This window comes from Serratia sp. TSA_105.2, from assembly GCF_052692115.1.
This window is the reverse complement of record NZ_JBQZFT010000002.1, coordinates 488,854-501,389: the sequence shown is the minus strand read 5'-3', so window position 1 is coordinate 501,389 and position 12,536 is coordinate 488,854. Positions and strand designations below refer to the sequence as shown.

At 60.5% G+C, this 12,536-nt stretch carries 15 protein-coding genes; 9 read left to right on the top strand and 6 right to left on the bottom strand.

Annotated elements, in window-relative coordinates; genetic code table 11:
• Positions 1-61 precede the first annotated feature (61 nt).
• Entirely contained in the window at positions 62-955 is an 894-nt protein-coding gene (locus ACUTSC_RS08770) for a LysR substrate-binding domain-containing protein (protein ID WP_197766694.1), read from the top strand.
• A gap of 16 nt (positions 956-971) precedes the next feature.
• Here ACUTSC_RS08770 and ACUTSC_RS08765 read toward each other — a convergent pair whose 3' ends face one another.
• Positions 972-1,535, bottom strand: coding sequence for a DedA family protein (locus tag ACUTSC_RS08765; RefSeq protein WP_142109449.1), 564 nt, complete (start codon positions 1,533-1,535; stop codon positions 972-974).
• A gap of 50 nt (positions 1,536-1,585) precedes the next feature.
• Positions 1,586-2,263: a DJ-1/PfpI family protein gene (locus tag ACUTSC_RS08760; protein WP_197766693.1), complete on the bottom strand. Its 678-nt coding sequence runs from the start codon at positions 2,261-2,263 to the stop codon at positions 1,586-1,588.
• Positions 2,264-2,354: 91 nt separating this feature from the next.
• On the opposite strand from ACUTSC_RS08760, the gene ACUTSC_RS08755 reads away from it, so the two are divergent.
• From ACUTSC_RS08755 to pbpG, 3 genes are all read left to right on the top strand, one after another.
• Positions 2,355-3,299, top strand: coding sequence for a GlxA family transcriptional regulator (locus tag ACUTSC_RS08755; RefSeq protein WP_049234986.1), 945 nt, complete (start codon positions 2,355-2,357; stop codon positions 3,297-3,299).
• 45 nt (positions 3,300-3,344) lie between these two features.
• Positions 3,345-4,448, top strand: coding sequence for an adenosylhomocysteinase (locus ACUTSC_RS08750; protein ID WP_197766692.1), 1,104 nt, complete (start codon positions 3,345-3,347; stop codon positions 4,446-4,448).
• A gap of 151 nt (positions 4,449-4,599) precedes the next feature.
• Positions 4,600-5,529, top strand: a complete 930-nt coding sequence (gene pbpG, locus ACUTSC_RS08745) for a D-alanyl-D-alanine endopeptidase (RefSeq protein ID WP_149572059.1) — start codon at positions 4,600-4,602, stop codon at positions 5,527-5,529.
• Between the two features lie 34 nt (positions 5,530-5,563).
• Here the strand turns inward: pbpG and ACUTSC_RS08740 are convergent, their stop codons facing one another.
• Entirely contained in the window at positions 5,564-6,019 is a 456-nt protein-coding gene (locus ACUTSC_RS08740) for a GNAT family N-acetyltransferase (RefSeq protein WP_033637538.1), read from the bottom strand.
• A gap of 76 nt (positions 6,020-6,095) precedes the next feature.
• Here ACUTSC_RS08740 and ACUTSC_RS08735 point away from each other — a divergent pair, with 76 nt between their 5' ends.
• From ACUTSC_RS08735 to ACUTSC_RS08715, 5 genes are all read left to right on the top strand, one after another.
• Positions 6,096-6,500 (top strand): VOC family protein, encoded by a 405-nt coding sequence (locus tag ACUTSC_RS08735; RefSeq protein WP_197766691.1) that lies wholly within the window; start codon positions 6,096-6,098, stop codon positions 6,498-6,500.
• A gap of 25 nt (positions 6,501-6,525) precedes the next feature.
• Positions 6,526-7,536: an alpha/beta fold hydrolase gene (locus tag ACUTSC_RS08730; protein WP_197766690.1), complete on the top strand. Its 1,011-nt coding sequence runs from the start codon at positions 6,526-6,528 to the stop codon at positions 7,534-7,536.
• Between the two features lie 388 nt (positions 7,537-7,924).
• The gene (locus tag ACUTSC_RS08725) at positions 7,925-8,710 is read left to right on the top strand and encodes a TauD/TfdA family dioxygenase (protein ID WP_204275824.1); all 786 of its coding nucleotides are present in this window, start codon (positions 7,925-7,927) and stop codon (positions 8,708-8,710) included.
• Positions 8,711-8,721: 11 nt separating this feature from the next.
• Positions 8,722-9,639, top strand: coding sequence for an AEC family transporter (locus ACUTSC_RS08720; RefSeq protein ID WP_197766688.1), 918 nt, complete (start codon positions 8,722-8,724; stop codon positions 9,637-9,639).
• A gap of 122 nt (positions 9,640-9,761) precedes the next feature.
• Positions 9,762-10,682 (top strand): DUF808 family protein, encoded by a 921-nt coding sequence (locus tag ACUTSC_RS08715; protein ID WP_197766687.1) that lies wholly within the window; start codon positions 9,762-9,764, stop codon positions 10,680-10,682.
• 42 nt (positions 10,683-10,724) lie between these two features.
• Here the strand turns inward: ACUTSC_RS08715 and ACUTSC_RS08710 are convergent, their stop codons facing one another.
• From ACUTSC_RS08710 to ACUTSC_RS08700, 3 genes are all read right to left on the bottom strand, one after another.
• Positions 10,725-10,808, bottom strand: a complete 84-nt coding sequence (locus ACUTSC_RS08710; RefSeq protein ID WP_016928643.1) for a membrane protein — start codon at positions 10,806-10,808, stop codon at positions 10,725-10,727.
• Positions 10,809-10,911: 103 nt separating this feature from the next.
• Positions 10,912-11,451, bottom strand: a complete 540-nt coding sequence (locus ACUTSC_RS08705; protein WP_197766686.1) for a GNAT family N-acetyltransferase — start codon at positions 11,449-11,451, stop codon at positions 10,912-10,914.
• 158 nt (positions 11,452-11,609) lie between these two features.
• Positions 11,610-12,422, bottom strand: coding sequence for a MetQ/NlpA family lipoprotein (locus ACUTSC_RS08700; RefSeq protein ID WP_049201095.1), 813 nt, complete (start codon positions 12,420-12,422; stop codon positions 11,610-11,612).
• Between the last annotated feature and the right edge of the window lie 114 nt (positions 12,423-12,536).

Here is a 12,536-nt window from a genome sequence, read left to right as displayed (position 1 = left end):
TAGCGTCAATCACATTGATAGAAAAAGTCAGGAGCTGTCAGTTTTTCTGACAGGTTGAACGATGAATTTTTCCAGCGACAATATCGAACTGTTTCTGGCGGTGCTCGATCGCGGTTCGTTTTCCGCCGCCGCCCGCGCGCTGCGGCGCGTGCCGTCCGCCGTCAGCATGGGCATCGCCAACATGGAGGCGGAACTCGGTTTCGCGCTGTTCGATCGCTCGCACCGCGAACCGACGCCGACCACGCTGGCGTTGGCCCTGGCGCCGCACGCCCGCCTGATCGCCGGGCAGCTTAAGCAGCTGCAGGTGCACGCCATCGAACTTTCCCAGGGGCTGGAAAGCACGCTTTCGATCGGGGTGGCATCGGATATCAACGGTACTGGCCTGCTGGCGGCGGTGAAAACGCTGTCGCAGCGTTATCCGCTGCTGAACATCGAAGTGCTCAGCGCGCCGCAGGACGACGTGCTGCACATGCTGCATCAGGGGCGCATTGGCGTTTGTCTGGCGTTCGGCGGGCTCAACATCAACAGCGCGGAGCAGTTCCACTCCGTCGGCGCGGAGTCGCTGGTGGCGATGGTGTCGCCGCAGCACCCGGCGCTGGAGGGCGCTGCGGGCGAGCTGTTTCTCGAGGATTTGATCAACGTGCGGCAGATCATGGTGGCCAGCCGCGATCTGCCGATCGGCGATCTGCGCCCCCAGGTGGCGGAGGCCTACTGGCGCACCGACAGCCTGCCGATGGCGCTGAACATGGTGGAAGCGGGCCTGGGGTGGGGCAATTTCCCGCTGTCGCTGGCCGAGCCGCTGCTGGCGCAGGGGCGGCTGGTGCGGCTGAAATTCAAAAACACCAAGAACGAGCTGCGCTTGCCGATGCATCTGATCTGGCTGAAGAGCCGCCCGCTGGACAAGGCGGCGCGCGAGCTGGTCGAGCTGATGCGCGCGGCGCCACAGGAAAGTTGACGCCAGGCGCGCTGGCTTATTCCGCGTGGCGTTTGCGCCACCAGAAGCGCACCAGCAGGATGGCGGCGATCGCCAGTGCGACAAACAGCAGGCTGGAAAGTTTTTTATTGAAGCCGGTAAAGAAGCTTTCGATCGCCTGGCCACCAAAATAGCCGAGCATGACGAAGATCGTCGCCCACAGAATGGCGCCGAGGATGTTGAGCGGCACAAAGCGCGACGGCGGCAGGCGGCTGGCGCCGATCAGCACCGGGCCGATGATGCGGAAGCCGTACATAAAGCGCACTCCGATAACGAACAGCATCGGGTGGCGAGCGATCAGCCTTCTGGCGCGCGCGATGCGCTTTTCCTGCCCTTTGAGCCGCGAGATGACCCGGCCCTCGAACCGGCGGCCGGCGAAGTAAAGCAGTTGATCCCCCAACGTGCCGCCGAGCGCCACCACCGCGATCACCCACGGCCAGTGCAGCAGCCCTTCGTGGGCGGCGATGCCGCCCAGCAGCGTGATGGTTTCTCCCTCAGCCAGGCAGCCGATAAACAACGCCCAGTAGCCGTAGTCCGTAATGTAGTGGGCCAAATCGGTCATTCCTTACTCCTTATGTGACTGACGCATAAGGGCAAGTATACGCCCGATCGCTAGCCTTGGGCGATCTGGGCCACCAACGCTCTGCGCCGTGCCAGGTTGTCCGCCATTTGTGCCTGTACCTTGGCGTAAATGTGCGGCGGGGCCAGTTCCGGTGTGCCGCCCGTGAACGGCGGGGCCGGGGCGTACTCCAGATAAAGCTGGATCGTCTGGGCAGTGTCTTCGCCGTGCAGTTCGGCGATCAGCGCCAGCGCAAAGTCGATGCCGGCGGTGACGCCGCCGCCGCTGATCACGTTGCCGTCGCGCTCTACGCGTGCAGCGCTGGGGATGGCGCCGAACAGCGCCAGGCTGTCGCGCATCGACCAGTGGCAGGCGGCGCGTTTGCCCGGCAGCAAGCCGGCGGCGGCCAGGATCAGCGAACCGGTGCACACCGAGGTCAGGTAGCGGGCATCGGCGCCCAGCCGCCGGATTTGCCGCATGAACGCTTCATCCTGCAATGCCTGGGTGCAGCCGCTGCCGCCCGGCACGCACAGTACGTCGCAGTGCGCGATCTCCGGCAGCGGGCGCAGCTGGGTGAAGTGCAAGCCTTCCGATTCGACATCCGCGCCGTCTACCGAAGCGACGATGATTTCCGCGCCCGGCATGTGGCGCAGAAACTGCAGCGGGCCGGTGAAATCGAGCTGGGTGACGCCTTGATAGATGGGAAATACAATCACGAGTGGTTCAGACATGACATTCGCCTCATTTTTATCGTTGGACCTGGGCCATAATAGCCGCCCTGTTTTTGGCTGATATGACAGATAACCCTCAAAAAGCGCCATCATGAAAACGATCGGTTTTGTGGTTTTTCCCGGTTTCAACCTGCTGGACTTTGCCGGCCCGCTGGCGGCGTTCGATAACGTCAGCCAGTTTACCGACCCGCCGGCCTACCGCTGCGTAGCGATCTCGCCGCAGGGCGGGATGGTCGCCAGCTCGGCCGGGGTGGAGATCGCCACGCAGCCGTGCGGCGATGAGCGTTTCGATACGCTGGTGGTGGCCGGCGGCAGTGGCAACGTGATGGCGGCGCAGTCACCGGCGCTGACGGGGTTCCTGACCACCCACAGCCGGCGAGCGCGGCGCATCGCCAGCGTGTGCACCGGCGCGTTTATTTTGGCGGCCTGCGGTTTGCTGGACGGCAAGCGCGCCACCACCCACTGGTATCATGCGGCGCGGCTGCAGCAGAGTTATCCGCGCATCCGCGTCGACAGCAACCGTATCTTCATTCGCGACGGCGATATCTGGACTTCGGCCGGCATCAGCGCCGGCATCGATCTGGCGCTGGCGTTGATAGAAGACGACCTTGGCGCCACCCTGGCGGCGGCCGTGGCGCGGCAGCTGGTGGTTTACCACCGACGCCCCGGCGGGCAGTCGCAGTACTCGCTGCTGCTGGCGTTGAACCCGTCGTCGGATCGCATGCGCGCCGCGCTGTCGTTCGCGCGCGAGCATTTGCACCTGCCGCTGTCGGTGGCGGATCTGGCCGACGCCGCCTGCCTGAGCGAGCGCCAGTTCGGCCGGCTGTTCCGCGCCGAAACCGGGCAGACGCCGGCCAAGGTGATCGAACAGCTGCGGGTGGAGGCGGCCAGGGTGCGCATCGAAGAGAGCGCCGAGCCGCTGGAGGCGATCGCCCGCTCGGTGGGATTCAGCGATCCGGAGCGCATGAGGCGGGCGTTTATCCGGGTATTTGGCCTGTCGCCACAGGCGATTCGCCGGCTCGGCCGCGCGGGATAACTTTTTAGCCACGCCTGGCGGCGGGGCATACCAGAGGAGCAACGGATGTATCAGGATTTCGAGAGCGAATTGAACTGGGCGATGCGCCATATGCCGCGCACCCGGGCGGCGGTGGCGGCGTTGCCGGACCTGCACGGGGTACGGCTGGCGTGCAATATGCACCTGGATCTGAAAATGGCGCCGCTGGTGGCCGGCCTGCTGGACAAGGGCGCGGCGATCTTTCTGACCACCTGCAATCCCACTACGGTGCAGAACGATGTGGTGGCCTGGCTGGAACGGCGGGGTGTGCAGGCCTATGCCTGGCGTGACATGAACGCGGGCGAATGGTCGGAATCTTTCGATCGCGCGCTGGCCTGGCAGCCGACTCACCTGTGCGAAATGGGGGCGGATCTGACCACCCGTTTGCACCAATCGCCGAGCGGCCCGCAGATCGTCGCCGGGCTGGAAGCCACCGGATCGGGCATCAATCGTTTGAACGGCGTGGCGCCGCGCTACCCGATCTTCAACTGGGACGATCTGCCGGTGAAAGAGGGGCTGCACAATCGGCATATGGTTGGGCTGACCGCCTGGCACACCTTCTTCCAGACCACCCATTTGACGCTGCACGAAAAGCGCGTGCTGGTGATCGGCTACGGCCTGGTCGGGCAGGGGACGGCGGCGGCGGCCAGGGCTTACGGCGGCCAGGTGATGGTGGCGGAAATCGATCCGGCGCGCGCGCTGCAGGCGCGTTATGACGGCTGGCAGGTGGTGGATCTGGCGAGCGGGGTCGCGCAGGCGGACGTGATCGCCACCGCGACCGGCGCGAAAAACGTGCTCTCGGCGCAGCATTTGCGGCAGGCGCAGGACGGCGTGTTTATCCTCAACGTCGGCCACGTGGCGGAAGAGATCGACGTCGGCTTCCTGCAAGGCCTGCCGCACCACGAGCCGATGCCTTATGTGAACGCTTACCAACTCAATGAGAAGACGGTCTATTTGCTGGCCAACGGTTCGATGTTCAACCTGACCGCCGGCTACGGCGACAGCCTCAACGCCTTCGACGTGACGCTGGCGGTGATGGCGGCCGGCATCGGCCATATCGTCGGCGCGGGGGCGCGGCAAACGCCGGGGCTGTACCTGCTGCCGCAGTCGGCCTGGCAGCCGGCGCTGTAACTTTTTCTATGCGGGCGTTCATCCCAGAGCGCCCGCGGGCTGCGTCGTTTTTCGGCCGACAGAATTTGTCACAAATCCGCCATACAATCCCAGTGCCAAGCGCTGAACCCTCACATATAATTCGCTGAGTTCAAGCCCCCATTTCAGAGTAATGCCTGTGAAAATACGTGTTTTGGTTCTGACCCTGCTCGCTTTGCAGGCGGGCGCAGGCTTTGCGCCGCGCGCGCTGGCCAGCGACAACGCCGCCGCTCTGCACGCCACCCAGCCGGAGCTGGCCTCCGGCAGCGCGATGGTCGTCGATATGCAAACCCATAAGGTGATGTACGCGCGCAACCCGGATGAAGTGGTGCCGATCGCCTCGATCACCAAGCTGATGACCGCCATGGTCACGCTGGACGCGCATCTGCCGCTCGACGAGATGCTGGCGGTGGATATCCACCAGACACCGGAGATGAAAGGGGTGTATTCGCGGGTGCGCCTGAACAGCGAAATCAGCCGTAAGGATATGCTGCTGCTGGCGCTGATGTCGTCGGAAAACCGCGCCGCCGCCAGCCTGGCGCACCACTATCCGGGGGGCTACAACGCTTTCATCAAAGCGATGAACGCCAAGGCCAGGGCGCTGGGCATGACCAATACCCATTACGTCGAACCGACCGGGCTCTCTATTCATAACGTGTCGACGGCGCGCGATCTGACCAAACTGCTGATCGCCACCAAGCAATACCCGTTGATTGGCCAGCTCAGCACCACCACCGAGCGCATGGCCAGCTTCAAAGATCCGAACTATACGCTGCCGTTCCGCAACACTAACCATCTGGTGTATAACCCGAAATGGAACATCCAGCTGACCAAAACCGGCTTCACCAACCAGGCGGGCCACTGCCTGGCGATGCGTACGGTAATCGGTAACCGCTCGGTGTCGCTGGTGGTGCTGGACGCCTTCGGCAAATATACCCACTTCGCCGACGCCAACCGGCTGCGCAGCTGGATTGAAACCGGCAAGGTGACGCCGATCCCGGCCGCCGCCCGCGACTATCGTCGCCAAAAAGACGCCAGCCTGGCGAAAAACGCCACCGAATGACCCGCCTGGCGGCCTGCTCGTTTGCAGCAGGCCGCTATCGGCCCTCGGGCCGCCTGATGACAAATCCCCGCTCGCGATCGCCGTCGAAACCCGCTTTGAGATAAAGCTGGTGCGCGCCGGTGCGTTGCTGCCCCGACAGCAGCATCACCTTGTAACAGCCCTTGCGCCAGGCCAGCTGCAGCGCGTATTCGATCATCGCGAGCGCCACGCCGTGGCCGCGGTAGGGCTCCGCCGTCACCACGTGTTCGATGACGCCGAACGGCTGCGCCTGGTGCGCCAGCCCCGGGATCAACGCCAGCATGCAGGTGGCGATCGGCTGTTCCTCGTCCGCCGCCACCACCAGACGGATCGCCGGATCGTCCAGCAGGCGCTGCAGGGTGCGGCGCGCGTCGTCGGTGCGCAGCGGCGCGTCCTGCGGGCGCAGCTCGCGATACAGAGCCAATAGGCCGTTGAGATCGTCCGGCTGCGCCAGGCGATGAATGATGCTCATGGTTGCTCCTTTCCGCCGCTTCAACGGTAATCCGCTATCCTCCATTAATACCACAACGATTGCCGGAGAGGATGTTATGAGTCAGGTTTCGACCTTTGTCATGTTCCAGGGGGAGGCGCAGCAGGCGATCGACCTCTACAGCCAGGTGTTTGCGCGTTTTCGGCTCATGCAGGTGCAGCATTACGACCCGACGCCGGACGGCCGGCGATTGATCAAGCATGCCACCATCGATTTCGATCGGCAGAACCTGGTGTTTATCGACAGCCCGATCAGCCATGATTTCAGCTTCACCCCGGCGGTATCGTTGTTCATCAATCTGCCTAACGAAGAGGCGCTGGAGCAGGCTTTCCACCGCCTGGCGGAGGGCGGCAAGGTGTTGATGCCGCCCGACGACTACGGCTTCAGCGCCCGCTTCGGCTGGCTCAACGATCGCTTTGGTCTCTCCTGGCAGCTCAATGTGCCGGCGGGGGATCTGCCCTGAGGCTAAGGGGGAGCGTGCAAAAGGCATGGCAGTTCCTGCTGTTGTTTCATATGCTTATCGCCGGGGCAGCGGCTCTGCCGTGGGGAATACCGACAACATCAGGGAAAGGTGCGAATTGATTGATTTTGACCGCTATGTTGAGCAAGCGAGGTCTTACGGTGAGTGGCCGGGGGCACAGGTGGGCACGTCGTCCGGCAGCGTTGAGGGATTGAGCTACCACCTGTATCGGCAAACTGCCGAGAGTGAAGACGTGATCGTGGTTTATCACGGCGGCGGGGTTAACAGCGCCGCCGGGTATGACATTCTTGCGCGCCGGCTGGCCGCTGAGCCAACGTTCGCGGTGTGCCTGGTCGATATTCGCGGGCATGGCGACTCCACGGGAGAGCGGGGGACGGTTGAGCGGCCTGAGCGTATTTGGCGCGATGTCGATGTCATGCTGGCGGAAATTCGCCGCCGTTTTCCGTTGGCGCGCAGACACCTGCTTGGCCATTCCAGCGGCGCCGGGATGTTGCTCAACTACCTGACCCGCTATCCTTGTGAACAGCAGGCGGACAGCCTGATCCTGCTGGCACCCGAGCTGGGGCCATTTTCCGGGATGGCCCGCGATCTGCCGGCGGCGGCCCGCTTTGCCCAGGTGCGCCAATGGCCTTTTGTGGCCAATGCGCTCAGCGGTGGACGGTGGTTTGGGCAATCTCGGGCGGTCAGTCTGAATTTTCCCCCGGCCGTGCTGGCCGCCGCCCCCGATTTTGTCTGCCAATACAGCGTTAATATGGCTAACGCCTTGACGCCACGTACCCCGGCAAAGCAACTGGCGGCGCTGCGATTGCCGACCTTGCTGCTGGCGGCGGCGCAGGATGAGTTGTTCAGCGCGCAATCCTTGCAGGGTTTCGTCGAACAGCATGGCAGCGTGCATGTTGCCTTTGGTTTGCTTGAGGGCAGTACGCATTTATCGTGCGTCTTTGAGGCCCACGATCATGTTATGCGCTACCTCTCGCGCGTATTCGCTGTCGCATCTAATGGAGACGTATCCGCGTAGCTGTTTGTTTATTAACCACTTCTTCTCCGTCATTAACTGGACGGAGGAGTGGTGATTAAGATCACGAAATTAGTTAATAAATCTTTATGAATTTGATTGCAAAGTGTTAACATCCCGCCGCTTTCATTAGGCTTGCTAATGATATTCTTATTGTCAAGGAATGCTCAGGATGGATTACCAAAACGTCTTTCAATTGACGGATCAGGAAAGAAACGAGTTATTTTCGGCATTAGATAAAATTGCTTGCGATCCCGCCGGCGGTGATGCGTATATTCACGCCATGCGATCGGCCATGATTACCCACTTGCCCCACAGATTAAGCGCCGCATTAAGCCAGCAAAAGGCATCAATCAAACCACGGCCTTATCTTATTTTAAAAAATGTGCCGGTGGATAAAGAAGTGTTCTTTTCCCCTTGCCCGAACCAGTATACGCCTTCGGCCAAGTCCGGGAATATCAGTGAAAACCTGTTGGTCGGCATCTCTTCGTTAATCGGCGAACCCTATTCGATGTATTTCGAAGGGAAGGAACTGATTAATAATCTGATCCCCAAACGTGAAGCCAAAAAAGAGTATACCGGTCTGGGGTTCGATGTTGAACTGGACTTCCATATTGAAAATGCGGCGCTGAAACACCTGGAACAGTTCAACGTTTCGCCGATGGGCCTGCTGCTGGCCGGCGTGCGCCGCGATCCGCACAGCCCGATGACGCGCATCTCCGATTCGCGTTTGGCTATCGCTCAACTGAGCCGCGAGGACGTCGAAACGCTGGCCAGCCCGCTGTACAGCATCAAGCTGCCATACCGTTGGCGCCAGTCCACCCAGGCCGGGCGCGAAGAAACCGCGCTGGTGCCGTTGATTTCGCAAAATCACGTATTGCCGGATGTGAGCGCCGTCTTTTATCCCGGCATGATTGCGGCCAGCACGCCACGAGCGGAAGCTGCGCTGGAGCGTTTCTACGGGCTGGTGAAAGAAAACGCCATCGGCATCGATATTTGCCCGGGCGATTTGGTGTATATCGATAACCGCTTTGCGCTGCATTCGCGCGATAAATTCACGCCTTCTTTCGATGAAAGAGATACGCCGTTGCGCTGGGTGCAACGCGTCTTCATTTCGGCAAGCTTGTGGAATCACCGCAACCTCAATCAGGTTGAAGAGCGCATTTTCTCGATTTAAGGTTATTATTCATGCTGAACGTTTTTCTTTCTATATTGCCGATTTTTTTGTTAATCGTGCTGGGTTATTGTTCGAAACTCTGTGTTAAAGATGTCACCGTATTTTGGGGCTTCTCAGACAAATTCGTTTATTACCTGTTTTTTCCGGCGCTGTTGATATTGGATATCAGCGAGGCGGATTTTAGCGGCGCGGACAGCTTTTATCCCGTAGTGGCGACCATTGTTTCCACGCTGGCCATCGCGTTGATTATTTTCGTTGGCAAACTGTTCTTCAATACGTCGGCCGATCTGTTTACCTCCATTTTTCAGGGCGGAGTCAGATACAACTCTTATGTATTCATCGCGCTGTCGCAATCGCTGTTCGGCAGCGAGGGGGTGGCGCTGTCCGGTTTCTTCGTGGCGTATATGATCATTCTGACCAACATCATGAGCGTGTTGGTGATGAACCACTACGGCACCGGCAGCAAGAAAAGCCTGAGCGGCGCGCTGCTGGCGCTGACGAAAAACCCGCTGATCATCGGCGCGTTGTTCGGGGTGCTGATGAACCTGTGCAACCTGCACATTACCGGCGCGCTTAAACAGCTGTTCGTTTATCTCTCCAACGCCGCCACGCCGCTGAGCCTGATGTCGGTTGGCGCAGGGTTGATCGTCAGCATGCATATCCGCAAGCTGGTTTCCATCTCTTATGCGACCGTGCTGAAGCTGGTGGCCATGCCGCTGATTACCATTGCGCTGGTGCACTATTTCGGCGCGACCGGCGTGCCGGCCAGCATCGCCATTCTCTACTCCGCCGTGCCTTGTGCCGGCAACGCCTATATTCTGGCGCGGCAAATGGGGGGCGATCATGAAGCGATGGCCTCCATTATCACCTGGACGACGCTGCTGTCGGTTATCACCGTGACGTTCATCCTGGGCAGCGTAGCGCTCTAACGCCGGCGCCGGGCGGCATTCGCCCGCCCGGCATTTTCCGCGATCCTCCCATATCCTTTCATGACGCTTTACCGCTATGCTAAACATAGAATGGCCCGTGAACATGAAAAGGATGAATCATTTTGGCAGGAAGTAGCTTACTTACCCTCATCGACGACATCGCCTCGTTGCTGGACGACGTCTCGTTAATGAGCAAGATGGCGGCAAAAAAAACCGCCGGGGTGCTGGGGGACGATCTGGCGCTCAACGCGCAGCAGGTCACCGGCGTTAAAGCCGACCGCGAACTGCCGGTGGTGTGGAGCGTCGCCAAAGGCTCGTTGATCAACAAGGCAATCCTGGTGCCGCTGGCGCTGCTGATCAGCGCTTTCGCGCCCTGGGCGATCACGCCGTTGCTGATGGTGGGCGGCGCCTACCTGTGCTACGAAGGGTTCGAAAAGGTGTTTCACAGCCTGAGCCACGGCAAGGCGTCACAGGAGGAAAAATCGGACGGTCCCGGCGCCAATGAGGATGCCGCGGCCTATGAGAAACGTAAGGTGAAAGGCGCAATACGCACCGACTTCGTGCTATCCGCCGAGATTATCGCCATCACCTTGGGCACGGTCGCCGGCGCCACCTTCAGCCAGCAGGTGATCGTCTTGTGCGGCATCGCCGTCGTGATGACGCTCGGCGTGTACGGCATCGTCGCCGGCATCGTCCGGCTGGACGATCTGGGGCTGTATCTGAGCCGTAAAAGCAGCGCGGTGGCACGCTCCCTCGGCAGCGGCATCGTGCGTGCCGCGCCTTATCTGATGAAGACGTTGTCGATCGTCGGCACCATTGCCATGTTTATGGTCGGTGGCGGCATCCTGACCCACGGCCTGCCGCCGGTGCATCATCTGTTCGAAGACTGGGCTTCGTACACCACCGTGGTGCCGACGTTTGGCCATCTTTTGCAGGGAGTGGTTCCGGCTCTGCTGAACGTGGCGTTCGGGCTGGTGGCCGGCGGCGTGGTGCTGGCGGTGGTGTCGGCGCTGGGGGCGGTGCGCGCGCGTTTCAAGGCATGATGAAAAGTCTCGCCCCGAGAGGGGCGGGACGTATGAGACGGATTAAAAGATCAGTTTGAGAACGCCGGTAATCGTCAACAAACCCACGATGAAGATGATGGCGACAATCCACAGAATAATTTTCATTTACTTCTCCCTTACCGGTTAAATGTGGCGCGCAACTGGCGCTAACTCAATGAAATCACTCTTCACTATAGACGCTAACTCTCTATCGTGCGTCGTCAATCATTCACGGGCGCTGATTGTCGCCCGCGCCCAGCGCACGCTGCATGATGTGGGTATCGCGCCATTCCCCCAGTTTGAATCCCACGGCCTTTAACGTTCCGACGCTGGTAAAGCCGAGCGACTGGTGCAGCGCCAGCGAGCCGCGGTTGGCGGCGGAATCGCCGACGATCGCCAGCATCTGGCGCCAGGGGCCTTGTTCGCAGCGGGCGATAAGCGCGCTCAGCAGCGCCTTGCCGACGCCTTTGCCCTGTTGCCCTTCGGCAATATACACCGAGTCTTCCACGGTAAAGCGATAGGCCGGCCGGGGGCGATACGGCGTGGCATAGCAGTAGCCTACAATACGGCCTTCGCTTTTCGCCACCAGCCAGGGCAGCCCGGCTTCTTGCACCTTGCTCAGCCGCAGCTGCATTTCCGCCAAGTTCGGCGGCTGTTCTTCAAACGAGGCGGCACCGTACAGCACGTGGTGGGTGTAAATGCGCAGCACGGCGGCCATATCGTCCGGCGTGGCATCGAGGAGGCTGAGTACGGGAACGGAGAGCGTCATGGTAATGCCTGTTTACCTTGGAAATCAGCGGATAAGCGCCATTATGCGCGCCGCTCGCCGTCGGGGTAAATCGGGTTTTCTTATGGTGAGATAAGAAAAGTCGATGGTGAGCGGGAAGGGGCTCTTTGGGGAGACCCCCTGTGGCGCTGTGCCCGGAATTACCAGCCTTTCACCGCGCCGCCGTTGAAGATTTTCTCGGCGGCCTTGGCCACTTCGTCTGACTCGTAGGCCTTGATGAAGTTCTGCACGTTCGGCGCGTCCTTGTTGTCTTCGCGGGTGACGATGATGTTGGTGTACGGCGAGTCCTTATCCTCGATGAAGATGCCGTCTTTGGTCGGCGTCAGACCGGTCTGGTTGATGTAGGTGGTGCTGATGACGGCGACGGTGACTTTCGGATCGTCCAGCACGTGCGGCAGCTGGGCGCCTTCCAGCTCCATGATTTGGTAATGGTGCGGGTTGGCGCTGATGTCCAGGGCGGTGGGCAGCAACCCCTTGCCTTGTTTCAGCGTAATCAACCCGGTTTTTTCCAGCAGCAACAGGGCACGCCCCAGGTTGGTCGGATCGAGCGGAATGGCGATCACCGCGCCGTCCGGCAGCTCTTTGAGCGATTTTATCTTTTTCGAGTAGCCGGCCATCGGGAAGACAAAGGTGTTGCCGACCGCCACCAGCTTATAGCCGTGATCTTTGTTTTGCTGTTCGAGGAACGGGCGGTGCTGGAACACGTTGGCGTCCAGTTCGCCCTTGTCGGTGGCGTCGTTCGGCAGCAGCGAACCGCTAAAGCCGACCAGCTCGACGTCCAGCCCGTATTTCTCTTTCGCCACCTGTCTGGCGACTTCCGCCACGTCCTGTTCCGCGCCGTTGATGACGCCGACCTTGATATGATCCCGATCGGTTTTTTGATCGCAGCCCTGAAGCGCCAATACGGCGGCAAAGGCCGCCGCCAGAGGGGTGATACGCCAGCGTAAGGTCATCGAAGTCTCCCTGAAAAGAACAATAAAATCAGTTGTTTTTTGTCCTTACAGCTAAGCCTGAACCGCCGATGAAGTCAAACGCTCGTTCAGCATAAACGGCTATAGCTTATAGCC